The following is a 24,065-nucleotide window of genomic DNA, read 5'->3' on the forward strand; positions in this document are numbered from 1 at the left end:
CAGCAACATCCTTAGGGTACAAAAAAAGAAGGTCAATACATCTTAGCTTTCAGGATTAAAAAATATGACCATACCCTCAAATTTAGACATCTACCAACTGATTGATACCCAACACGGTCGCGTAACCCCACGGATTTACACCGACCCTGACATTTACCAACTGGAGCTGGAACGCATCTTCGGACGCTGCTGGCTGTTTCTCGCCCACGAAAGCCAAATCCCCAAACCGGGCGATTTCTTTAACACTTATATGGGCGAAGACGCCGTGGTGGTGGTGCGCCAGAAGGACGGCAGCATCAAAGCGTTTCTCAACCAGTGCCGCCACCGCGCGATGCGCGTGAGTTATGCCGACTGCGGTAACACCCGCGCCTTCACCTGCCCGTATCATGGCTGGTCGTACGGCATTAACGGCGAGCTGATCGACGTGCCGCTGGAGCCGCGCTCCTACCCGCAAGGGCTGTGCAAATCCCACTGGGGCCTGAACGAAGTACCGTGCGTCGAGAGCTACAAAGGGCTGATTTTCGGTAACTGGGATACCACCGCGCCAAATCTGCGCGATTATCTCGGCGACATCGCCTGGTATCTCGACGGCGTGCTGGATCGCCGTGAAGGCGGCACTGAAATCGTCGGCGGCGTGCAGAAATGGACCATCGACTGTAACTGGAAATTCCCCGCTGAACAGTTCGCCAGCGACCAGTATCACGCGCTGTTCAGCCACGCTTCCGCCGTGCAGGTACTGGGCGCGAAGGATGACGGCAGCGACAAACGCCTCGGAGACGGTCAAACCGCTCGCCCGGTCTGGGAAACCGCCAAAGACGCGCTGCAGTTCGGCCAGGACGGGCACGGCAGCGGCTTCTTCTTTACCGAGAAACCGGACGCCAACGTCTGGGTCGATGGCGAAGTCTCCAGCTACTATCGCGATACTTATGAAGAGGCCGAGCAGCGTCTGGGCAAGGTACGCGCGCTGCGTCTCGCCGGTCACAATAACATTTTCCCCACGCTCTCCTGGCTGAACGGCACCGCCACGCTGCGCGTCTGGCATCCGCGCGGACCGGACAAAGTCGAAGTATGGGCGTTCTGCATCGCCGATAAAGCCGCCTCTGATGATGTCAAAGCCGCTTTTGAAAACAGCGCCACCCGCGCCTTCGGCCCGGCGGGGTTCCTTGAGCAGGACGACTCGGAAAACTGGTGTGAGATTCAAAAACTTCTGAAAGGCCACCGGGCACGCAACACCAACCTGTGCCTGGAGATGGGTCTCGGCCAGGAAAAACGCCGTGAAGACGGCATTCCGGGGATCACCAACTATATCTTCTCGGAAACCGCCGCCCGCGGCATGTATCAGCGTTGGGCCGATTTATTAAGCAGCGAAAGCTGGCAGGAAGTGCAGGAAAAAACCGCCGCATACCAGCAGGAGGTGATGAAATGAGCGCGTTAGTCTCCCCTGAGCTGCATCACCGCATCAGCCAGTTCCTGTATGAAGAAGCGCGTCTGCTGGACGACTGGCAGTTTCGCGACTGGCTGGCGCAACTGGATGAAGGCATTCGCTACACCATGCGGACCACGGTGAATGCCCAGACGCGCGACCGCCGTAAAGGCGTACAGCCGCCGACCACCTGGATTTTCAACGACAACAAAGACCAGCTTGAGCGCCGCATCGCGCGGCTGGAAACCGGCATGGCGTGGGCGGAGGAGCCTCCTTCTCGCACCCGCCACATGATCAGCAACCTGCAGGTGAGCGAAACCGACCAGCCGGACGTATTCGCCGTGCGCCTGAACTATCTGCTGTACCGCGCACAAAAAGAGCGTGACGAGACGTTCTACGTCGGCACGCGCATGGATAAAGTCCGTCGTCTGCCGGGCGACGAATGGCGCTTACTGGAGCGTGAGATCGTGCTCGATCAGGCGGTGATCAGCTCCCACAACCTGAGTGTACTGTTCTGATGAGCCGCATATTTGCCTGCTCCGCCACGGAGCTGCCGGAAGGTGAAGCCCTCCGGCTGGAAACCTCTCCCGTTATCGCGCTGTTTAACGTTGGCGGTGAGTTTTATGCCATTAACGATCGCTGTAGTCACGGTAACGCCTCGATGTCAGAGGGCTATCTGGAAGACGACGCCACGGTGGAGTGCCCGCTGCACGCCGCCAGCTTCTGCCTGAAAACCGGCAAAGCGCTGTGCCTGCCCGCCACCGATCCGCTCACCACCTATGCGGTGCATGTGGAAGGCGGCGAGGTGTTTATTGATTTACCTGAGGAGTCCTGATGAGCGATTTACGCGATAACGTTGTGTTTATTACCGGCGGTGGCTCCGGGCTGGGGCTGGCACTGGTAGAACGCTTTATTGAAGAAGGTGCGAAAGTCGCCACACTCGAGCTGTCCGCGGCGAAGGTTGCCAGCCTGCGCCAGCGCTTTGGCGATCATGTGCTGGCGGTAGAAGGCAACGTTACCTTCTACGCCGACTACCAGCGCGCGGTGGATAGTATCCTCACCACCTTCGGCACGCTGGATTGTTTTATCGGCAACGCGGGTATCTGGGATCACAATGCTTCGCTGGTCAATACGTCCGCCGAGGCGCTGGAGAGCGGCTTCCACGAGCTGTTTAACGTTAACGTGCTGGGTTACCTGCTGGGTGCAAAAGCCTGCGCCCAGGCGTTAATCGCCAGCGAAGGCAGCATCATCTTTACCCTGTCTAACGCCGCGTGGTATCCCGGCGGCGGCGGGCCGCTGTATACCGCCAGTAAGCACGCGGCCACCGGGTTGATTCGCCAGTTGGCCTACGAACTCGCCCCCAAAGTGCGGGTGAACGGCGTCGGCCCGTGCGGCATGGCGACCGATCTGCGCGGCCCGCAGGCGCTGGGGCAAAACGACACATCGATTATGCAGTCGCTTACGCCGGAGAAAATCGCCGCCATTCTGCCGCTACAGTTCTTCCCCGATCCGGCCGATTTTACCGGCCCGTACGTGATGCTGGCGTCGCGGCGTAACAACCGCACGCTGAGCGGCGTGATGATCAATGCCGACGCTGGTCTGGGGATCCGTGGGATCCGCCACGTGGCGGCCGGTCTGGAGCTGTAAGGAGCAAGCATGAACGAACAGATTATTGCCATCATCGGCGGCGGCCAGGCGGGCGCGATGGCCGCCGCTGCGCTACGTCAGCAGGGGTTTAGCGGGCCGTTACACCTCTTTTCTGACGAAGCGCATCTGCCCTACGAGCGCCCGCCGCTGTCGAAAGCGATGCTGCTGAACGATAACCCACAGCTTCAGCCGGTGCTCCCCGCCAGCTGGTGGCAGGAACACAACGTGCAGCTGCATCTGGGCGTTACGCTACGCGAGATCGATCGCGCCTCACGTACGCTAACGCTCGCCGATGGGCAAACCTACCGCTGGACGCAACTGCTGCTGGCGACCGGGGCCGCCGCCAGGCCGCTGCCGTTGCTGGATGCGCTGGGCGAGCGCTGCTTTACCCTGCGTCACGCGGGCGATGCCGAACGCCTGCGCACGACGTTACAGCCGGGCAAAGCCATTGTGATTGTCGGGGCGGGCACCATTGGCCTGGAACTGGCGGCCAGCGCTACCCAGCGTGGCTGCCGGGTGACGGTGGTCGAACTGGCGTCAACGGTGATGGGCCGCAATGCGCCGGCTCCGGTACGCGATTATTTACTCGCTCGCCATCAGTTAGCCGGCGTGCGGGTGCTGCTCAATAGCGCCATTGAGCACGCCGAAGCGGGCGAGTTCCTCTCGCTTACCCTGCAAAATGGCGAAACGCTACAGGCTGATGCCGTGGTTTACGGCATCGGCATCGTGGCGAACGATGCGCTGGCACGCGAGGCGGGGCTGGAAACCGCTAACGGTATTATTGTCGATAGCACCTGTGCCACCACCGACCCAGCCATTTTCGCCGCCGGTGATGTGGCGCTCATTCGCCAGCCGGACGGCTCGTTAAGGCGCATCGAAAGCTGGGAAAATGCCAACTTCCAGGCGCAGGTTGCCGCTGCTGCTATGCTCGGTTTACCCCTGCCAGAAGCCACGCCGGGCTGGTTCTGGACCGATCAATACAGTGATAACCTGCAATTTGTTGGTGAAATGCAGGGAGAAAGTTGGCTCGTACGTGGCGATCCTGATGCGCAGAAAGCAATATGGTTTAGTCTGCAGAATGATGTCATTGTCGGCGCAGTGACGTTGAACCAGGGCCGGGAAATGCGCTTATTGCGGAAATGGATTCAGGCTAAGAAAAAGCCGCCAGTGGCAGCTTTAGTCGATGAAACAATCTTGCTTAAGTCACTATAACTTGCGGATGTCTCTTCGTTTATCCGGCCTATACATGAGTTACCTGTAGGCCGGATAAGGTCCAGCAATCAATATGACTTATGCGTAAACCGGGAAGCGTGCGCAGATATCCAGCACTTTACCTTTGATGCGCTCAATTACCGCTTCATCATTGATATTGTCCAGAACATCACACATCCAGCCAGCCAGCTCTTTCACTTCCGCTTCTTTAAAGCCACGGCGAGTAACAGCTGGAGAACCGATACGGATACCGGAAGTCACAAACGGGCTCTTCGGATCGTTCGGTACGCTGTTTTTGTTGACGGTGATGTTAGCACGGCCCAGTGCGGCGTCAGCTTCTTTACCGGTCAGGTTTTTATCAACCAGATCCAGCAGGAACAGGTGGTTTTCAGTCCCACCAGAAACCACTTTGTAGCCGCGGTTCAGGAACACTTCCACCATCGCTTTGGCGTTTTTCGCAACCTGCTGCTGGTAAACTTTGAACTCTGGCTCCATCGCTTCTTTCAGCGCCACGGCTTTCGCCGCGATCACGTGCATCAGCGGGCCGCCCTGCGCGCTTGGGAACACGGCGGAGTTCAGTTTTTTGTACAGCTCTTCATCACCGCCTTTCGCCAGGATCAGGCCGCCGCGCGGACCCGCCAGGGTTTTGTGCGTGGTGGTGGTGACAACGTGAGCGTGCGGAACCGGGTTCGGGTAAACGCCAGCGGCAATCAGACCGGCAACGTGCGCCATGTCGACGAACAGGTATGCGCCGATGCTGTCAGCGATTTCACGCATTTTTGCCCAGTCAACCACGCCGGAGTAGGCAGAGAAGCCACCGATAATCATTTTCGGCTTGTGCTCTTTAGCCTGCTTAGCCATGTCTTCGTAGTCAATTTTACCGGACTCATCAATGCCGTAAGGAATGATGTTGTACAGTTTGCCGGAAAAGTTAACCGGGGAGCCGTGAGTCAGGTGGCCGCCCTGCGCCAGGTTCATACCCAGCACGGTATCGCCCGGCTGCAGCAGCGCGGTGTAGACAGCGAAGTTAGCCTGAGAGCCAGAGTGCGGCTGGACGTTAGCGTAGTCAGCGCCAAACAGCTCTTTCGCGCGATCGATAGCCAGTTGCTCAACGATATCAACGTATTCGCAACCGCCGTAGTAGCGCTTGCCCGGATAACCTTCAGCGTATTTGTTGGTCAGCTGAGAACCCTGCGCCTGCATAACACGCGGGCTGGTATAGTTTTCGGAGGCGATCAGTTCGATGTGCTCTTCCTGACGTACTTTTTCCTGCTCCATAGCCTGCCACAGTTCGGCATCATAATCGGCAATGTTCATTTCACGCTTTAACATCCGCATCTCCTGACTCAGCTAACAATAGAATTTCGGCCTAAAAAGGCAGTCCCGTTGGACGACGGCCAACAGTATAACCGAATCATTCTTCGATAACAGGTCTTGACAAAGGATTTTACGCAAACGATTACCTTCACGGCACGCAAGGCTTTGGAGAACAAAGGTCTGCTGAATTTCAACGGATTTCTTTTCAGGTTTGTGATGCAGATTTTTCACGATGTAACCTTTACAACGCAAAGTTACAAAGAACCATTTACAATGCAGGGGTATTTTTTATAAGATGCATTTGACATACATCATTAAAGTTTCAGATAAAGGAAGACCGTATGCTTGACGCACAAACCATCGCTACAGTGAAAGCCACCATTCCCCTGCTGGTTGAAACAGGCCCGAAGCTGACCGCCCATTTCTACGATCGCATGTTTACGCATAACCCAGAGCTGAAAGAAATTTTCAACATGAGTAACCAGCGCAATGGCGATCAGCGTGAAGCGCTGTTTAACGCCATTGCCGCGTATGCCAGCAACATCGACAACCTGGCAGCGCTGTTGCCAGCCGTTGAGAAAATCGCGCAGAAACATACCAGCTTCCAGATTAAACCAGAGCAGTACAACATCGTAGGAAGTCACCTGCTGGCCACGCTGGACGAAATGTTCAGCCCGGGCCAGGAAGTGCTGGATGCGTGGGGCAAAGCATACGGCGTGCTGGCGGGCGTGTTTATTAACCGTGAAGCGCAAATCTACAGCGAAAACGCCAGCAAAACCGGCGGTTGGAAAGGTACGCGTCCTTTCCGTATCGTGGCGAAAACGCCGCAAAGCCGCGCGATTACCAGCTTTGAGTTTGAACCCGTCGACGGCGGCGCTGTGGCTGAATACCATCCGGGTCAATACCTGGGCGTCTGGCTGAAACCAGAAGGTTTCCCGCATCAGGAAATTCGTCAGTACTCACTGACCCGTAAGCCAGATGGCAAAGGCTACCGTATTGCCGTGAAGCGCGAGGATGGTGGTCAGGTTTCAACCTGGCTGCATAACCACGCCAATGTCGGCGATGTGGTTCACCTGGCCGCGCCTGCAGGCGATTTCTTTATGGACGTTGCGACCGATACGCCGGTGTCGCTGATTTCCGCAGGCGTGGGCCAAACGCCGATGCTGGCGATGCTGGATACGCTGGCAAAAGCGCATCATACGGCGCAGGTTAACTGGTTCCACGCGGCGGAAAATGGCGATGTACATGCTTTCGCCGATGAAGTAAAAGAACTCGGCAAAACGCTGCCACGCTTTAGCGCACATACCTGGTATCGTGAGCCAACCGAAGCCGATCGCGCGAAAGGTGCGTTTGATAGCATTGGTCTGATGGATCTGAACAAACTGGAAGGGGCAATCAGCGATCCGGCGATGCAGTTTTATCTGTGCGGCCCGGTCGGCTTTATGCAGTTCGCCGCGAAGCAACTGGTCGGTCTGGGCGTGAAAAACGAGAACATTCATTACGAATGCTTCGGCCCGCATAAAGTATTGTAATCACGTCATGCCGGATGGCGCTGCGCTTATCCGGCCTACGGGATGTTGTAGGCCGGATAAGGTGTTTACACCGCCATCCGGCAAGCATGACGCGGCTTAGATTGCCGCGTCGTCTTCTTCACCGGTACGAATACGAATAACGCGCGCCACGTCGAAAACAAAAATCTTACCGTCACCGATTTTACCGGTCTGCGCGGTACGGATAATGGTGTCAACGCAGGTATCGACGATGTCGTCGGTAACCACAATTTCAATTTTTACCTTCGGCAGAAAATCAACCATGTATTCCGCACCACGGTACAACTCGGTATGGCCTTTCTGACGGCCAAACCCTTTCACTTCTGTCACTGTCATACCGGTAATACCGACTTCAGCCAGCGCTTCACGGACGTCGTCCAGCTTGAAAGGTTTAATAATCGCATCAATCTTTTTCATGCTATTCCTTGAAAAGGTCGCCTGTCTTTTGATCGAATAAAACTAACATAATCCGCAGATTTATTCTTTGAAATCGTTTGCATCCAGCTCATGGCGAGAGAGCAACTTGTAGAATTCGGTGCGGTTGCGCCCCGCCATTCGCGCCGCATGGGTCACATTGCCTTTTGTGATTTGCAGCAGCTTGCGCAGGTAGTTGAGTTCAAACTGATTGCGCGCTTCTACAAACGTCGGCAGCGCGGTGTTCTCCCCTTCCAGGGCCTGCTCCACCAGCGCATCGCTGATCACCGGCGAAGAGGTCAAGGCCACGCACTGCTCGATCACGTTGACCAACTGACGCACATTGCCCGGCCAACTGGCGGTCATCAAGCGCTTCATGGCGTCGGTAGAAAAGGCGCGCACAAACGGCTTATGCCGTTCTGCAGACTGTCGCAGCAGATGGTTTGCCAGCAACGGAATATCTTCCGTACGCTCGGCCAGCGCCGGGATCTTCAGGCTTACCACGTTGAGGCGATAGTACAAATCTTCGCGAAACTCGCCCCGCGCCATCGCTTTCGGCAGGTCGCGGTGGGTAGCGGATATAATGCGCACATCAATGTCGATATCGCGGTTACTGCCCAGCGGCCTGACCTTGCGCTCCTGTAAAACGCGCAGCAATTTGACCTGTAACGGCGCGGGCATATCGCCAATCTCATCAAGAAACAGCGTCCCGCCTTCCGCCGCCTGAAACAGGCCCTCACGATTGCTTACCGCCCCGGTAAAGGCACCGCGCGCATGCCCAAACAGTTCGGACTCCAGCAGTTGTTCCGGTAACGCGCCACAGTTAATGGCAATAAAAGGCTTGTGACTACGCGGGCTGGCATTATGAATCGCCTGGGCAAACACCTCTTTCCCGGTTCCGCTCTGACCGTTAATCAATACGCTAACATCTGATTGCGCGACCATCCGCGCCTGTTCTAACAAACGCAGCATCAGCGGACTGCGGGTGACGATGGACTCACGCCAACTGTCATCAGTGGCTGGCGCAGACTGTTCCAATGCACCATCAATCGCGTGGTATAACGCGTCTTTATCCACCGGCTTGGTGAGAAAACTGAACACCCCTTGCTGCGTCGCGGCAACGGCGTCAGGGATGGAACCGTGAGCAGTGAGGATAATAACCGGCATTCCAGGCTGCACTTTCTGGATTTCAGTAAACAGCTGCATGCCGTCCATTTCATCCATGCGCAGGTCACTGATAACCAGATCCACTTTTTCGCGGTTCAGCACCCGTAACCCTTCCTGCCCACTTTCTGCGGTTACGACGCTGTAGCCTTCGCTGGTCAGTCGCATACCGAGCAATTTCAACAGGCCCGGATCGTCATCCACCAGCAGCAGATGTGCGGGCTTACGGCTTATCATGGTGTGACCTCATCGGCAGATGGCGCAGTGCCATCCTCGTTATCAGGCGTGGTGAGTTTATCATTTCCGTGCGGCGCATCAGGATTGTAGCTGCCGGCAGGTTTGCGCGTGGAAAGCTGACGTTCAATATCGGTCAGATTTTCCAGCTTACGGGTTGTGAGATCGAGCTGGGACTGCAAATGCTGCTGCTGTTGACGCAGAGTATCCAGATCACTGTCCGATGTTTGCTGGAGTTTGCTGTAGCGCATACGCTCTTCGGCAAGCTGCAGTTGTAGCGTTTGGCTGCTGAGCCAGACCTGATACAGGGGTCTTACTTGCGGCGGAATTTGCGGGCTTAATGCGTCGAGGCGCGTAACAGCCTCCCGTCTTTCAGGTGGCGTAATATTGGCGTTATCGAGCAGGATCCCGCGCCTGAAAGCCCCCTGCCAGGTATCTGGCACCATCATACTGGCTTCACTGCGCGCCTGTACCGGCATCAGGCGATTGGCGCAATCCATCGCCCGCAGCCAGTATAGCGGATTGGTGTCTGTGGGCTGACCAGACAGCGACCAGATATCGCTACAGTCGGTTGCAAGATAGTCCGCCAGTTGGTAAGGCGGAATTTTCTCCTGCGAGGGGTCGCCGATAATATGATTCACCGCGTTCGGCACGCACCCGGCCAGCGCCAGACACGGCAGGCTTGCGAGGATGATGCGGCGGAAAAAATGTCGTTTAAGCATTCGGACAACAACGTGTGGCATACTCACCAGACTTAGGTTTATTTTAGTGATTTTTTGCAGCAGATAGCGGCAATTCTATGCGAAAGCAAACGCTTTGTGCATAGTCATCAACCAGATACAGTTTGCCTCGCATACGGCGGATGCAATCTCTGGCAATGCTCAGCCCCAACCCGCTTCCTTTTACCGCCCCTTTTCGCTGATGGCTACCCTGGAAAAAAGGCTCGAAGATCATGGTCTGTTCTGCTTCTGGAATCGGTGTACCGGTATTCGTTATATCGATGTATACCGTTGAGCCATGCAAACTGCTGCGGATCCAAATGTTACCGGATTCAGCGCCATAGTGCACCGCATTGGAATAAAGATTGTCCAGCACGCTCATCAACAGCATCGGTTCTGCCAGGCAGGTGTTCGCCTCAAGCGCTACCTCAGTATGTATCATTTTGCCGCGAGCGGGCAGACTATGTGCAGAAACAACGCTTTCAACCAGCGGCGCGATTTCCACACTCTCAAGCTCAACCTCGTCATCCGCCAGCTTGCGGTTGTAATCAAGAAGCTGCTCAATCAGCTTTTGCAGGTTACGGCTGCTGTCATCCAGAATACCGACCACCTCTTTTTGCTCCGGCGTTAGCGGTCCCACAACCTGATCGGCCAGCAACTCCGTCCCTTCGCGCATACTCGCCAGCGGCGTTTTCAGCTCATGGGAAAGATGACGTAAAAACTGATGCCGTTGCGACTCAAGCCAGGAAAGACGTTCGCTCAACCAGATAATGCGCTGACCGACAGACCTCAGCTCACGCGGCCCGGTAAATAATACGCTGTCGCCCAGCGAACGCCCTTCCCCCAGCCGATTGATCATCCTTTCTATGCCTTTCACCGGGCCGATAATCATGCGAGTGAACAGCAGTACCATCGCCAGACTGACGAGAAACAGCACCAGCGCCTGCCAGCCAAAGAACTGCCCACGTTCGGCAATTTCCTGCTGTAGTTGCTGGCCACGAGAAAAGACCACGGTGCGCGTTGCTTGTACCATCTCGGTATTGGCATTGGCGAACGCTTCCAGCCGGGCTGCCGCTACGCTATCTGGACCGCTGTTATTGCACTGTAATTGCGCCAGGTCGTTGAGATCCTGACGTAATGCCTGATAAAGCTTGGTATCCGGCAACACGCCCGCATGCGCATCCAGCATGTCGCTATAGCGTTTACGCTGACTCTGGTAGACCTTTGCCAACGTTGAATCATCAAGCACACAATACTGCCGGTAGCTACGCTCCATCTCCAGCGCGGCGTTGGTCATCGCCTCACTGCGTCTGGCGTCAATCAGCGTGGTGCGGTTCGTCAGCGCCGCCTGCGCGCTCAAAGCATTCAGGCTTTGCCACGCCTGCCAGGCCAGAACTAACAACGGCAGCAGAATCAGCAAGAATGCCAACATAACCAATTGACGTAAAGATCGGGGGAAAACTGACCAGCGCTTCAAGGCGTTACTCCCATTGGACAGGAATAACTTGATGCTAACTGAGGGGAACGCCAGATACAACAAAGCCGGGATTAACCCGGCTTTGTTGTGGAATAAGGCGGTGCCTAACTCGACGTTTCGCCCGGAGGTTGATATGAGCCATGCTAATATCAGATGTTGGACGGCAGGCACCTTGTTGTGCGTCATTCGAAGTTTATGTAGCGCTTCCCGAAGGGGCTGACATAAGAAGGTGAATGAGCCACTGGTTAATATTATGCAGTATCTGTGCCAAAATTCAAAACACTTTGTTAACACAATGATAGATATGAAAAATATCGTTATTCACGCTAAAAATGGTTTTGCCGTTTTTTTGCACTTCCTGTCGCCAATCAGCAACACCTGTAGCACCTAAAAACAAAACCATTTTAAATCAAATAGTTAAATGTCTCTTTTTGGCGACAGCCTACTCCCACCTATGTCGGGGTTTCCCGACACTTTAATTTTGCGGTGCAAGCGCTGAGTTTATTGCCGGATGGCGGCGTACAGAGAGACAGGCAAAAAAAAGCCCCTCGCGGGAGGGGCTTAATGATTATTGAGCGAATTAACCGAGCTGTTTACGCGCGTTGCGGAAAATACGCATCCACGGGCTGTCTTCGCCCCAGTTATCCGGGTGCCAGGAGTTAGCCACGGTGCGGAACACACGTTCCGGGTGCGGCATCATAATGGTGACGCGACCGTTTTCAGTGGTAACGGCAGTAATACCGTTCGGTGAACCATTCGGGTTAGCCGGGTAAGTTTCGGTCACCTTACCGAAGTTATCAACGTAGCGCAGCGCCACCAGGCCTTTGCTCTCAAGCTGAGCCAGATGCGCGTCGTCACGCACTTCCACACGGCCTTCACCGTGAGAAACGGCAATCGGCATCATTGATCCAACCATATCGCTGAGCAGTAAAGATGGGCTTTGCGTCACTTCGACCAGGCTGAAGCGGGCTTCAAAACGATCGGAGTGGTTACGCACAAAGCGCGGCCACAAGTCGCTGCCCGGGATCAGCTCGCGCAGGTTAGACATCATCTGACAACCGTTACACACCCCAAGCGCCAGCGTTTGCGGGCGATGGAAGAAGGTTTCAAACTCGTCACGCACGCGGTTGTTGAACAGAATCGACTTCGCCCAGCCCTCCCCGGCGCCAAGCACATCGCCGTAAGAGAATCCGCCGCAGGCTACCAACGCCTGGAAATTCCCCAGACCGATACGCCCGCCCAGCAGATCGCTCATGTGTACGTCGATAGCATCGAAGCCCGCACGGTGGAAAGCTGCCGCCATCTCGACGTGGGAGTTCACCCCCTGCTCGCGCAGTACAGCGACTTTTGGACGTGCGCCGGTGGCGATATACGGCGCGGCAACATCGTCATTGATATCGAACGTCAGTTTAACGTTGAGGCCTGGATCGGCGTCGTTGGTTTTAGCGTCGTGTTCCTGATCGGCGCATTCCGGGTTGTCGCGCAGACGCTGCATCTGCCAGGTGGTTTCTGCCCACCACATACGCAGGGTGGTACGGCTTTCGCTGAACACCGACTGTCCATTAGCGGAGAGAGTGAAGCGGTCGCCTTCGACGGCTTTGCCGAGGTAGTGTACGCAGTCTGCCAGGCCGTTGGCCGCCAGAATGGCTTCCACCGCATCACGGTCAGCGGCGCGAACCTGGATCACCGCGCCCAGCTCTTCGTTAAACAGCGCCGCCAGGCGATCGTCGCCCAGGGTGCTGATATCAGCCTCAATACCACAGTGCCCGGTGAAAGCCATTTCCGCCAGCGTCACCAGCAAGCCACCGTCGGAGCGGTCGTGGTAGGCCAGCAGCTTGCGCTGTGCGACCAGCGCCTGAATGGCGTCGTAGAAGCCTTTCAACTGCGCCACGTCACGTACGTCGGCCGGTTTGTCGCCCAGTTGACGGTAAACCTGCGCCAGCGCCGTTGCGCCCAGTGCGTTGTGGCCCAGACCAAGGTCAATTAACAACAGGGCATTATCTTCAGTAGAGAGCTGTGGAGTAATAGTGTGACGCACATCTTCCACGCGGGCAAAAGCGGTGATCACCAGCGACAGCGGCGAGGTCATTTCTCGCTGCTCGTTGCCTTCCTGCCAGCGGGTTTTCATCGACATCGAGTCTTTACCTACCGGAATAGTCAGGCCAAGCGCCGGACACAATTCTTCCCCGACGGCTTTTACCGCTTCGTATAGCCCGGCATCTTCACCCGGGTGACCCGCGGCCGCCATCCAGTTTGCGGAGAGTTTAATGCGTTTGATGTCGCCAATCTGTGTTGCCGCGATGTTAGTCAGCGCTTCACCTACAGCCAGACGGGCAGAAGCTGCGAAGTCCAGCAGAGCGACTGGCGCACGTTCGCCGATAGACATCGCTTCACCATAGTAGCTATCAAGGCTGGCGGTGGTCACCGCACAGTTAGCCACGGGGATCTGCCACGGCCCGACCATCTGGTCACGCGCCACCATACCGGTAACGGTACGGTCGCCGATGGTTACGAGGAACGTTTTCTCAGCGACCGTCGGCAGGTGCAGTACGCGGTTCACCGCATCTGCAATCGAGATTTCGCCACGATTCAGGGCATCGCCCTTAGCTTTCAGCGTCTGCACGTCGCGGGTCATCTTCGGCGTTTTGCCCAGCAGCACGTCCAGCGGCATATCGATCGGCTGATTGTCGAAGTGGCTGTCGCTCAGGGTCAGATGCTGCTCTTCGGTGGCTTCGCCAATCACCGCGTACGGCGCGCGCTCACGCTTACACAGCTCGTCAAACAGCGGCAACTGGTCAGCGGCAACCGCCAGCACGTAGCGCTCCTGAGATTCGTTACACCAGATTTCCAGCGGGCTCATACCCGGCTCGTCGCTGAGGATATCGCGCAACTGGAATTTACCGCCGCGACCGCCATCGCTGACCAGCTCCGGCATGGCGTTAGACAAACCGCCCGCACCGACGTCGTGAATAAACAGAATCGGGTTGGCATCGCCCATCTGCCAGCAGCGGTCGATAACTTCCTGACAGCGGCGTTCCATTTCCGGGTTATCGCGTTGTACGGAGGCGAAGTCGAGGTCGGCATCAGACTGACCCGAGGCCATAGAGGACGCTGCCCCGCCGCCGAGGCCGATGTTCATCGCCGGGCCGCCGAGAACGATCAGCTTCGCGCCGACGACGATCTCGCCTTTCTGCACGTGATCGGCACGGATGTTGCCGATCCCGCCCGCCAGCATAATCGGTTTGTGGTAGCCGCGCAGCTCTTCACCGTTGTGGCTGTTAACCTTCTCTTCGTAGGTACGGAAGTAGCCGGTCAGCGCCGGGCGACCAAATTCGTTGTTGAACGCCGCACCGCCCAGCGGGCCATCGGTCATGATATCCAGCGCGGTAACGATACGTTCCGGTTTGCCGAAATCTTCTTCCCACGGCTGTTCGAAGCCAGGAATACGCAGGTTGGAAACAGAGAAGCCCACCAGCCCGGCTTTCGGCTTCGCGCCGCGCCCGGTTGCGCCTTCATCACGAATTTCACCGCCGGATCCGGTTGCCGCGCCCGGCCATGGAGAGATGGCGGTTGGGTGGTTATGGGTTTCTACCTTCATCAGGATATGGGCTGGCTCCTGATGGAAATCGTAGCGACCGGTTTCGTGGTCGGCAAAGTAACGTCCGACTTCGGAACCTTCCATCACCGCGGCGTTGTCTTTATAGGCAGACAGCACGTGGTCCGGCGTGGTTTCAAAGGTATTTTTGATCATCTTAAACAGCGACTTCGGCTGCTGTTTACCGTCGATAACCCAGTCGGCGTTAAAAATCTTGTGGCGGCAGTGCTCAGAGTTAGCCTGCGCAAACATATACAATTCGATGTCGTTCGGGTTGCGCCCCAGTTTGCTGAACGCATCCTGCAGATAGTCGATTTCGTCTTCCGCCAGCGCCAGACCCAGACGCAGGTTAGCATCGATCAGCGCCTGGCGTCCCTGGCCGAGCAGATCGACGCTGGAGACCGGTGCAGGCTGATGATGCGCAAACAGTTTTTCGGCATCGTTTAGCGCAGAGAAAACCGTTTCCATCATGCGGTCGTGCAGTACGTCGGCAACCTCCTGCCACTGCTCCGCAGTCAGCGTAGAAGCTTCGACATAGTAAGCAACGCCACGTTCCAGGCGGCTAATCTGTTGTAGGCCGCAATTATGGGCAATATCAGTCGCTTTAGAAGACCACGGGGAGATGGTGCCCGGACGAGGGGTAACCAGCAGCAGTTTGCCCTCAGGAGCGTGACTGTGAAGAGCTGGACCATATTTCAGCAGGCGTGCAAGCTGTGCGTGCTCATCCTCATTCAATGGTGCGTTCAGATCGGCAAAATGGACGTACTCGGCGTAAATATTGTGGACCTGGAGGTTGGCAGCCTGAAAACGTGCCAGCAGTTTGTTAATACGGAATGCAGACAGTGCAGGTGAACCACGCAGAATTTCCATCATAAGTCTCTCGTCTTCTAAGCTTTCGGTGTGCCCAAGTGGGGGAAACGGGCGGTATTATAAAGAATCTACCGCGCCGACGAAACCGTTTGCGTCGAAATAAAATCGCGGTCTCGTCTTATCATCAAATGCGGTCTGTATTCTGAATAAGTTGCCAACTGACGCAAGTTTAAGCAAAATGCCGCTCATTAATGACGATTTCACTTCTTAAACAACACCACAGCAGGCAGAGACAACGTACGGTTCAGAGAATTAACTAATTGAAAAAATTAAAGATTAATTATCTGTTCATCGGCATATTAACGCTGTTGTTGGCAGCGGCCCTCTGGCCATCCATTCCCTGGTTCGGTAAAGCCGAAAATCGTATCGCCGCCATTCAGTCGCGGGGAGAACTGCGCGTCAGTACCATTGACTCGCCATTAACTTATGCAACCCTCAACGGGAAAAAATTCGGTCTGGATTATGAACTGGCCCAGGCGTTCGCCAACTACTTAGGCGTGAAGTTAAAAATCACTGTGCGCCAGAACATCAGCCAGCTGTTTGACGACCTGGATAACGGGGATGCCGATCTGTTAGCCGCAGGTCTGGTGTATAACAGCGAGCGGGTGAAAAATTACCAGCCCGGCCCGACCTATTATTCGGTTTCACAACAGTTAGTGTATCGGGTCGGTCAATATCGCCCCCGAACCCTGGCCACCGTGAACGATAACCAACTGACCATCGCCCCGGGGCACGTGGTGGTTAACGACCTCCAGCAGCTAAAAGAGAAAAAATTTCCCGATCTGAGCTGGAAAGTGGATGACAAAAAGGGCACCACTGAACTGCTGGATGATGTTATCGCCGGTAAGCTGGATTACACCATTGCCGATTCCGTCGCCATCAGCCTGTACCAACGCGTACACCCTGAGCTGGCCGTCGCGCTGGACGTCTCCGACGAACAACCGGTGACCTGGTTTAGTCGACTGGACGATGACAACACTCTGTCCGCCGCCCTGTTGGATTTCTTTAATTCCATGAATGAAGATGGCTCTCTGGCGCGACTGGAAGAGAAATACCTCGGGCATGGCGATGATTTTGACTATGTCGACACCCGCACCTTTTTGCGCGCCGTCGATAGCGTGTTGCCAGACCTTAAGCCGCTATTTGAAAAATATGCGCAAGAAATAGACTGGCGGCTGCTTGCCGCAATCTCGTATCAGGAGTCGCACTGGGACGCGCAGGCCACCTCCCCGACCGGCGTACGCGGGCTGATGATGTTGACCAAAAATACCGCCCAGAGCCTCGGGCTGACTGACCGTACCGATGCAGAACAGAGCATCAGCGGCGGCGCGCGTTATTTGCAGGATATGATGAGTAAAGTGCCGGATACTGTCCCGGAAGGAGAACGGATCTGGTTTGCGCTTGCCGCCTACAATATGGGTTATGCGCATATGCTGGACGCACGGGCGCTGACGGTCAAAACCAAAGGCAATCCGAATAGCTGGTCCGATGTAAAACAGCGGCTACCGCTGCTCAGTCAAAAGCCGTATTACAACAAGCTGACCTATGGTTATGCGCGTGGTCATGAAGCCTACGCCTATGTGGAAAATATCCGTAAATACCAGATAAGCCTGGTGGGATATCTGCAAGAAAAAGAAAAGCAGGCGCAGGAAAAGCAGCAGCTGGCGCAGGATTACCCGGCGGTGTCGCCCGCGGAGTTATTAAGTAAAGAGAAATTCCCGCTTTCCGCGTTTCTGTCTCAGACGTCGTCAAACTACCTGACGCACTCCCCTTCTCTGCTGTTTTCAGCGCAAAAGAAAGAGGAAAAGTAGTCTTATCGGCCTGATAAACATCAGGCAATCAGACCGGCATTTACGCATTGGCGGATTTTTTCAGGGCTTTAATTTCCTGACGACGCATACGAAAGAAATCGCTGAGCATCGTGGCGCATTCATCCCGCAGGATTCCCTCTGTCACTTCAACCCGATGATTCATTCCAGGGTGATGTAGCACGTCAATTAATGAACCCGCCGCCCCCGTTTTCGCATCGCGCGCGCCAAACACCACCCGGCCGATACGACTGTGCACCATCGCGCCAGCGCACATCACGCACGGCTCCAGAGTGACGTACAACGTGGCATCCAACAGACGATAATTTTGCAGCACCAGGCCGCCCTGACGCAGCGCCATAATTTCAGCATGGGCCGTGGGATCATGGTGACCAATCGGTCGGTTCCAGCCTTCGCCAATGACGCGGTTATTATGCACTAATACCGCGCCCACCGGGACTTCACGCTCATCCCAGGCGCGCTTAGCCAGCGTTAAAGCATGACGCATCCAGTATTCGTGGCTAAATTCAACTTCAGACAAAGGGGGTAACTCCAGTAATCAAAGCGGGCGCATTATACACAGACGCTATCGTTTACTCTATTCGAGTTGTTGCAGTTCCCCACGCGGCGTGACGCGCCAGCGATGCTGACAAAAAGAGAGCAGCGGGTTGTCCTGCTTACTGTCGCTATAACCACTATAAAGTTGCAGCGGCGCGCCAATCTGGCGTTCCAGCTGTGTCACTTTCTCATGCCCCAGACAGCGCAGAGGCAGCACCCAGCCACCGTATCCCCGCGCCATTTTACTGGCGATCAGATTGACGCGCGGTAGCCACGGAGTATCAAAGTAAACCTGCTCCACCAGCGACTGTGGGGAACCGGTGATAAGCCAGATGTCGGCGTCAGAACTCAACAGATAAGTGGTCAGCCGCTGCTGTACGAGCGGAAACGCCGTCACGTTATCGCGAAACCAATGTACAAAATCGGCCTGGTGCGCTTTCAGACGCGCCTCGCTACGACCAAAAGTGCATCCCCACAACAGCAGACTCATTGGCCAGCGGGCCGCGCGTCCTTTTATCAACAACGCCAGCGCAATCACCGGTAACAGAGGCAGCACAAGCAGCACGTTCAGCGGCTGGCGGCGCAGCAGATAACGAATAAAACTCCCGAACATATCCTGCTGATGTAACGTGCCATCCAAATCAAAAAAGACAACGCGGCGCTGGTGATTGGTCAAGCTTTATTCCTCTGGATCGTTGAACCCCAATAGCCAGGTAAACAGAAACCCGGCAATAACTGCTACCAGATAGCCTAACAGATAGAGCATCACTTTTCCGGTAACAATCGTTAATGCCAGCGGTAATCCTGAGATACCAAAGGTGATAACCGTCGCCACTTTCCAGTAGCTTATCAGCGCCCCGCCTACCGCTCCGCCAAGACAGGCACCAATAAACGGCTTACCCAACGGTAGCGTAACGCCAAAAATCAGCGGTTCGCCAATCCCCAATAATCCAACCGGCAACGCCCCTTTGATCACCTTTTTTAGTCGTGCGTTGCGGGTTTTCATCAGCACCGCAATCGCAGCACCGATTTGCCCAACACCCGCCATTGCAAGGATTGGGAAGAGCGCGTTATAACCGTGCGCCTGCACCAGTTCGACGTGGATAGGCACTAACCCCTGATGAAGCCCGGTGAGCACCAGCGGCAGGAAGGTTCCCGCCAGTATAGCGCCGACCAGAAAACCGCCGCGATCGATAGCCCAGGATGCGCCGTGAGCGATAGATTCGGAAATCCAACCACCCAACGGTTGCAGCGCCACTATCGCAATAGCCCCGGTAATAATGGTGGTCAGCAGTGGGTTAAGGATCAGTTCCAGTGATTCCGGCAGCAGTTCACGGAATTTGCGTTCGATCCAGCACATCAACGCTACCACCAACAGCACGGCGATTACCCCGCCGCGCCCCGGCTGCAACGTTTCGCCAAACAGGGTAATTTGCGCCAGCTGCGGACTGGAGAGGATCCCCGCCATCACCCCACCCATCGCCAGAGAGCCGCCGAAGACTTTGGCGGTATTCACCCCGACCAGAATATTCATAATGGCAAACACGGCGCTGCCAAATATGCCCATCAGTCCAAGTAAATTCGGATAGTGGGTCGCAAAATCCCCGACGATATCCGGCCGCTTAAGGATGTTAATAATGCCGGTAATTAAACCGGAGGCGATAAACGCCGGAATAAGAGGGATAAAGACGTTCGCCAGCTTACGCAACGCATCGCTCATCGGCGCTTTGTATTTCGCTTTAGCCGCTGACTTCGTGCGCTCGATATCATGTACATCGGTGCGCTCGCCGCCATCGGCAATCAGGGAGCGCATAGCATCCACCACCCTGGCGGCTTTACCGGGGCCGACGATGATCTGGTGCTGCGCGCCCTGCTTCACATAACCGCTGACACCGGACAGTTTCTTAAGTCGGGATACATCGAGCTGACCCTCATCCCGGACTTCCACCCTGACACGGGTCATACAGTTTTCCAGGCGCAGAATATTTTTCTCTCCGCCAACGCCCAGCAGAATGTCGCTGGCCAGCACCGCCGTCTTATCCATATACACCTCTTAGTGTTCTAACGCCGCGCGTAAAAAACCCTGGTGAGCGGCAAGCTTTTCGCGGGCGGCAGCGGCGTCCAGGCCGGTGAGCGCCATTAAAATGGCGGGTTTAACCTCAAAGTCAGTCTGCTTTAACAGTGCTTGCGCCTGCTCACGCGCAATACCCGTGGCTTCAACCACCATGCGACACGCCCGATCGACCAGTTTGACGTTGGTGGCCTGCATATCCACCATCAGGTTCTGATACACCTTGCCAAACTTCACCATCGCACCGGTGGAGATCATATTGAGTACCAGTTTTTGCGCGGTGCCGGATTTCAGTCGAGTAGACCCCGTCAGGGCCTCCGGCCCCACCACGGGGGAGATGGCAATATCCGCTTCATGAGCGATAGGAGAGTCCGGATTGCAGGAAATCGCCACCGTCGTACAGCCCACCGTCCGGGCATATTTCAGCCCGCCAATCACATACGGCGTACGACCTGAAGCCGCCAGACCAACCACCAGATCCACTGTGGTAAGGTTGATCGTACGCAGATCGTCTTCACCTAACTGCGGGTTATCTTCCGCGCCCTCAACCGCCTTCAGCAACGCGCCCGGTCCTCCGGCTATCAGGCCAACCACCAGACCGTGCGGTACGCCGAAAGTCGGTGGGCATTCAGACGCATCCAGAACCCCAAGACGCCCACTGGTACCCGCGCCCATGTATATAATGCGTCCGCCCGCCTTAAGCGCATCAGCCGCCGCATCGACCGCTAGCGCAACTTCAGGAAGAGTGGCTTTTACTGCTTCTGCTACCAGCGTATCCTGTTGATTAAAACGATGAACCAACTCCAGCGTGGAGAGCGCATCAAGATCCATGGTCTGAGGGTTACGGGTTTCTGAAACTAATGCACCGAGATTCATTTTTTGGTCCTTAGGAATTTTTAATTCATAATAATCTGTCATAATGGAATATTATATTCATCCAGGCGAGGGAAATTTTGTTTTGTAATCGCCATCACGTTTTCGCCAGGAGACAGCATGAACTGTTTAATTCGCATTCGTCAGCGTTACCCGGACCTCGCGCAAAGCGATAAAAAACTTGCGGATTATCTCCTTGCTCAACCGGATACCGCGCGTCATCTCAGCTCACAGCAGTTGGCCTTCGAAGCGGGCGTCAGCCAGTCCAGCGTGGTGAAGTTCGCGCAAAAATTAGGCTTTAAAGGATTTCCGGCACTCAAACTGGCGATTAGCGAAGCGCTGGCCAGCAATCCCAACCCCCATTCTGTTCCGGTGCATAATCAGATCCGAGGTGATGACCCTATGCGTCTGGTGGGTGAAAAGCTGATTAAGGAGAACGTGGCGGCGATGCATGCGACGCTGGATATTAACAGCGAAGAAAAACTGTTGGAGAGCGTCACGATGCTGCGCTCTGCCCGACGTATTATTCTGACCGGTATTGGCGCATCGGGTCTGGTAGCGCAGAATTTTGCCTGGAAGCTGTTGAAGATTGGTTTTAACGCGGTGGTAGAACGCGATATGCACGCGCTGTTGGCGACGGTGCAGGCGCTTTCGCCAGGCGATCTACTGCTGGCTATTTCGTACACCGGTGAACGCCGCGAGCTTAATCTGGCGGCAGATGAAACGCTGCGTACCGGGGCCAAAATTCTCGCCATCACCGGATTTACGCCCAATGCCCTCCAGCAACGCGCAAGTCATTGTCTGTATACGATTGCTGAGGAACAGGCCACACGCAGCGCAGCGATTTCCTCCACCCACGCGCAAATGATGCTCACTGATTTACTGTTTATGGCGCTGGTGCAACAGGATCTGGAACATGCTCCGGAACGTATTCGCCACAGCGAAGCACTGGTAAAAAAACTGGTCTGAGCAAAGAATGCGCGTATAATGACCGCCCGATTTGTGATGTTTTGAGAGTTTCCTGATGGCCCTGTTAATCACTAAAAAATGTATCAATTGCGATATGTGCGAACCTGAATGCCCGAATGAGGCGATTTCGATGGGTGACAGCATTTACGAGATTAACAGTGACAAATGTACGGAATGCGTAGGCCATTATGACACGCCAACCTGCCAGAAGGTGTGCCCGATCCCCAATACTATTTTGAAAGATCCGGCACATTTAGAGAGTGAAGAGCAGTTGTGGGATAAATTCGTCCAGATGCATCACGCGGACAAAATCTAACTTTCAATAATCACCGTGGCGCAGGCGTAGTGACGCTCATCGGCCAGCGTCACATGCATATGTGCGACGCCGAGTTTTTCCGCCAGGTTTAACGCCTCCCCCCATAACCGCAGACGCGGCTTACCGAGTTCATCGTTAAAGACCTCGAACTGGTTAAACGCCAGGCCGTTGCGAATACCCGTACCAAAGGCTTTTGCTGCTGCCTCTTTAACCGCAAAACGCTTCGCCAGAAAACGCACCGGCTGCTGATGCGTTTCCCAGATTGCCCATTCGTTGTCGCTGAGCACGCGTCTTGCCAGACGGTCACCGGAGCGGGAGATCACCGCTTCAATGCGGGCAATCTCCACGATATCCGTACCTAATCCCAAAATCGCCATTAACCACGCGCTTCCAGCATCAGGCGTTTCATTTCTACTACCGCGTCTTTCAGACCGCTCATCACTGCGCGTCCGATAATGGCATGACCGATGTTCAGTTCGTGCATTTCCGGGATCCGCGCGATGGCCTTAACGTTGTGATACGTCAGACCGTGACCCGCATTCACCTTCAGGCCAAGGCTTGCGGCAAAAGTTGCCGCTTTCGCAATACGCGCCAGTTCGCTGGCCTGTTCCGCGTCAGTTTTCGCATCAGCGTAACAGCCGGTGTGAATTTCAATAAACGGCGCGCCAACTTCAGCAGCGGCTTTGATCTGTTCTTCATCGGCATCGATAAACAGTGAAACCAGGATGCCGGCATCCGCCAGGCGTTTACAGGCGTCACGCATCTTGTCGCGTTGACCGGCGACATCCAGACCACCTTCAGTGGTAACTTCCTGGCGCTTTTCCGGCACCAGGCAGCAAAAATGCGGCTTAGTCTCAATGGCAATCGCCAGCATCTCTTCGGTTACCGCCATTTCCAGATTCATACGCGTATCCAGCGTCTGACGCAGAATACGCACGTCTCTGTCGGTGATATGGCGACGGTCTTCACGCAGATGCACAGTAATGCCGTCTGCGCCCGCCTGTTCAACGATAAACGCCGCCTGAACCGGGTCCGGGTATGCGGTGCCGCGAGCATTACGTAAAGTGGCAATGTGGTCAATGTTGACGCCTAACAGTAATTCAGCCATGACAATCCTCGTTAATCATTTTTAATTTTTACTGCGCGTTTTGGCATAAATTGCCGGAACAGTTCCCGGCTTTTTAACGGCTTACCACCAAGATACGGCTTTAACGCCATGCGGGTAAAGCGTTTCGCAGCGCGAAGCGTATCAACATCCGGAAATTCACGCGACTCAAGCGCTTTCAGATGGCGTCCGGTAAAGGTGGCGTTATCAATCACGACGCTTGCGATAAATCCTTTCTCTTCCCGATAACGATAGGTCATGGTGTCATCTACCGGCTCGCCGCTGCCCGCGCAGTGGGTAAAATCCACGCCGTAACCCAGATGACCGAGTAAAGCCAGTTCAAAGCGGCGTAGGGCGGGTTCGGGCGACCCCGTCGCGCCTGCCAGCGCCTGAATACAGTTCAGGTAGTCGAAAAAGAGTTCAGAAAAGCGAGTCTCGTATTCAAGCACGCGCGAGATAAGCTCGTTGATATACAGGCCGCTGTATAACGTAATACCGCTTAGAGGGAGTGCCAGAGAGACGGCTTCGGCGCTACGCAAGGTTTTGACCTCACCACGCCCACCAAAGCGAAGCAGTAACGGAGTAAAAGGCTGGAGTGCGCCTTTGAGATTAGAACGTTTGGAACGCGCGCCTTTGGCAACAAGGCGCACGCGGCCCGATTCTTCCGTGAAGACGTCCAGCACGAGACTGGTTTCGCTCCACGGGCGGCTATGCAGGACAAAAGCGCGTTGCCAGCCCTCCAT

22 protein-coding genes are annotated in these 24,065 nt (G+C 55.3%); 9 read left to right on the top strand and 13 right to left on the bottom strand.

The window, feature by feature from the left end:
* Positions 1-64: 64 nt before the first annotated feature.
* The 5 genes from hcaE to hcaD are packed head-to-tail and all read left to right on the top strand — an operon-like array spanning position 65 to position 4,282.
* The gene (gene hcaE, locus FDW92_RS07510; protein ID WP_042306704.1) at positions 65-1,426 is read left to right on the top strand and encodes a 3-phenylpropionate/cinnamic acid dioxygenase subunit alpha; all 1,362 of its coding nucleotides are present in this window, start codon (positions 65-67) and stop codon (positions 1,424-1,426) included.
* Positions 1,423-1,941 carry a 3-phenylpropionate/cinnamic acid dioxygenase subunit beta gene (gene hcaF, locus FDW92_RS07515; RefSeq protein ID WP_042306702.1) on the top strand — a complete coding sequence of 173 codons (519 nt, stop codon included), beginning with the start codon at positions 1,423-1,425 and terminating at the stop codon, positions 1,939-1,941. The genes hcaE and hcaF overlap by 4 nt, the downstream gene beginning before the upstream one ends.
* A complete protein-coding gene (gene hcaC, locus FDW92_RS07520; protein WP_042306700.1) occupies positions 1,941-2,258 on the top strand; it encodes a 3-phenylpropionate/cinnamic acid dioxygenase ferredoxin subunit in 318 nt (105 codons plus the stop codon). The genes hcaF and hcaC overlap by 1 nt, the downstream gene beginning before the upstream one ends.
* Entirely contained in the window at positions 2,258-3,070 is an 813-nt protein-coding gene (hcaB, locus tag FDW92_RS07525) for a 3-phenylpropionate-dihydrodiol/cinnamic acid-dihydrodiol dehydrogenase (RefSeq protein WP_042306699.1), read from the top strand. The genes hcaC and hcaB overlap by 1 nt, the downstream gene beginning before the upstream one ends.
* Positions 3,071-3,079: 9 nt before the next feature.
* Entirely contained in the window at positions 3,080-4,282 is a 1,203-nt protein-coding gene (gene hcaD, locus FDW92_RS07530) for a phenylpropionate dioxygenase ferredoxin reductase subunit (RefSeq protein WP_042306696.1), read from the top strand.
* 78 nt (positions 4,283-4,360) lie between these two features.
* Here hcaD and glyA read toward each other — a convergent pair whose 3' ends face one another.
* The gene (glyA, locus tag FDW92_RS07535) at positions 4,361-5,614 is read right to left on the bottom strand and encodes a serine hydroxymethyltransferase (protein ID WP_032939458.1); all 1,254 of its coding nucleotides are present in this window, start codon (positions 5,612-5,614) and stop codon (positions 4,361-4,363) included.
* A gap of 326 nt (positions 5,615-5,940) precedes the next feature.
* Between glyA and hmpA the strand changes: the two genes are divergently transcribed.
* Complete coding sequence (gene hmpA, locus FDW92_RS07540; RefSeq protein WP_079223111.1) at positions 5,941-7,131, top strand: NO-inducible flavohemoprotein; 1,191 nt, start codon at positions 5,941-5,943, stop codon at positions 7,129-7,131.
* 96 nt (positions 7,132-7,227) lie between these two features.
* Here hmpA and glnB read toward each other — a convergent pair whose 3' ends face one another.
* The 5 genes from glnB to purL all read right to left on the bottom strand — a co-directional run bounded on the left by glnB (position 7,228) and on the right by purL (position 15,625).
* The gene (glnB, locus tag FDW92_RS07545) at positions 7,228-7,566 is read right to left on the bottom strand and encodes a nitrogen regulatory protein P-II (protein WP_002914032.1); all 339 of its coding nucleotides are present in this window, start codon (positions 7,564-7,566) and stop codon (positions 7,228-7,230) included.
* A 60-nt stretch (positions 7,567-7,626) separates the two neighbouring features.
* Positions 7,627-8,961, bottom strand: a complete 1,335-nt coding sequence (gene glrR, locus FDW92_RS07550; protein ID WP_304441077.1) for a two-component system response regulator GlrR — start codon at positions 8,959-8,961, stop codon at positions 7,627-7,629.
* Positions 8,961-9,704: a two-component system QseEF-associated lipoprotein QseG gene (qseG, locus tag FDW92_RS07555; RefSeq protein WP_042306679.1), complete on the bottom strand. Its 744-nt coding sequence runs from the start codon at positions 9,702-9,704 to the stop codon at positions 8,961-8,963. The genes glrR and qseG overlap by 1 nt, the downstream gene beginning before the upstream one ends.
* Before the next feature lie 22 nt (positions 9,705-9,726).
* Positions 9,727-11,157: a two component system sensor histidine kinase QseE/GlrK gene (gene qseE, locus FDW92_RS07560; protein ID WP_137349370.1), complete on the bottom strand. Its 1,431-nt coding sequence runs from the start codon at positions 11,155-11,157 to the stop codon at positions 9,727-9,729.
* Between the two features lie 580 nt (positions 11,158-11,737).
* Positions 11,738-15,625 (bottom strand): phosphoribosylformylglycinamidine synthase, encoded by a 3,888-nt coding sequence (purL, locus tag FDW92_RS07565; RefSeq protein ID WP_042306674.1) that lies wholly within the window; start codon positions 15,623-15,625, stop codon positions 11,738-11,740.
* Positions 15,626-15,882: 257 nt separating this feature from the next.
* Between purL and mltF the strand changes: the two genes are divergently transcribed.
* Positions 15,883-17,433, top strand: coding sequence for a membrane-bound lytic murein transglycosylase MltF (gene mltF / locus FDW92_RS07575; RefSeq protein ID WP_042306672.1), 1,551 nt, complete (start codon positions 15,883-15,885; stop codon positions 17,431-17,433).
* Positions 17,434-17,473: 40 nt separating this feature from the next.
* On the opposite strand, the gene tadA is transcribed toward mltF, so the two are convergent.
* Genes tadA through murQ form a run of 4 tightly spaced genes read right to left on the bottom strand, consistent with a single transcriptional unit; the run spans position 17,474 to position 20,935 of the window.
* Complete coding sequence (gene tadA, locus FDW92_RS07580; protein ID WP_042306669.1) at positions 17,474-17,971, bottom strand: tRNA adenosine(34) deaminase TadA; 498 nt, start codon at positions 17,969-17,971, stop codon at positions 17,474-17,476.
* 57 nt (positions 17,972-18,028) lie between these two features.
* Positions 18,029-18,664 (bottom strand): phosphatidylglycerophosphatase C, encoded by a 636-nt coding sequence (yfhb, locus tag FDW92_RS07585; RefSeq protein WP_042306667.1) that lies wholly within the window; start codon positions 18,662-18,664, stop codon positions 18,029-18,031.
* Positions 18,665-18,667: 3 nt separating this feature from the next.
* On the bottom strand, positions 18,668-20,032 hold the full coding sequence (locus tag FDW92_RS07590) for a PTS transporter subunit EIIC (protein ID WP_042306665.1): 1,365 nt from the start codon (positions 20,030-20,032) through the stop codon (positions 18,668-18,670).
* Between the two features lie 9 nt (positions 20,033-20,041).
* Positions 20,042-20,935, bottom strand: coding sequence for an N-acetylmuramic acid 6-phosphate etherase (gene murQ, locus FDW92_RS07595; RefSeq protein ID WP_042306686.1), 894 nt, complete (start codon positions 20,933-20,935; stop codon positions 20,042-20,044).
* 117 nt (positions 20,936-21,052) lie between these two features.
* Here murQ and FDW92_RS07600 point away from each other — a divergent pair, with 117 nt between their 5' ends.
* Together FDW92_RS07600 and FDW92_RS07605 are read left to right on the top strand one after the other, a co-directional pair.
* Positions 21,053-21,901: a MurR/RpiR family transcriptional regulator gene (locus tag FDW92_RS07600; protein ID WP_042306662.1), complete on the top strand. Its 849-nt coding sequence runs from the start codon at positions 21,053-21,055 to the stop codon at positions 21,899-21,901.
* Positions 21,902-21,956: 55 nt separating this feature from the next.
* Positions 21,957-22,217 carry a YfhL family 4Fe-4S dicluster ferredoxin gene (locus FDW92_RS07605; protein ID WP_038642696.1) on the top strand — a complete coding sequence of 87 codons (261 nt, stop codon included), beginning with the start codon at positions 21,957-21,959 and terminating at the stop codon, positions 22,215-22,217.
* On the opposite strand, the gene acpS is transcribed toward FDW92_RS07605, so the two are convergent.
* From acpS to recO, 3 genes are read right to left on the bottom strand one after another with little or no spacing between them, the layout of a single operon-like run.
* The gene (acpS, locus tag FDW92_RS07610) at positions 22,214-22,594 is read right to left on the bottom strand and encodes a holo-ACP synthase (protein ID WP_038642698.1); all 381 of its coding nucleotides are present in this window, start codon (positions 22,592-22,594) and stop codon (positions 22,214-22,216) included. The genes FDW92_RS07605 and acpS overlap by 4 nt on opposite strands.
* On the bottom strand, positions 22,594-23,325 hold the full coding sequence (gene pdxJ / locus FDW92_RS07615) for a pyridoxine 5'-phosphate synthase (protein WP_042306660.1): 732 nt from the start codon (positions 23,323-23,325) through the stop codon (positions 22,594-22,596). The genes acpS and pdxJ overlap by 1 nt, the downstream gene beginning before the upstream one ends.
* 11 nt (positions 23,326-23,336) lie before the next feature.
* On the bottom strand, positions 23,337-24,065 hold the full coding sequence (gene recO / locus FDW92_RS07620) for a DNA repair protein RecO (RefSeq protein ID WP_042306658.1): 729 nt from the start codon (positions 24,063-24,065) through the stop codon (positions 23,337-23,339).

The organism is Citrobacter sp. wls706, from assembly GCF_005281305.1.
Lineage (GTDB): Bacteria > Pseudomonadota > Gammaproteobacteria > Enterobacterales > Enterobacteriaceae > Citrobacter > Citrobacter werkmanii.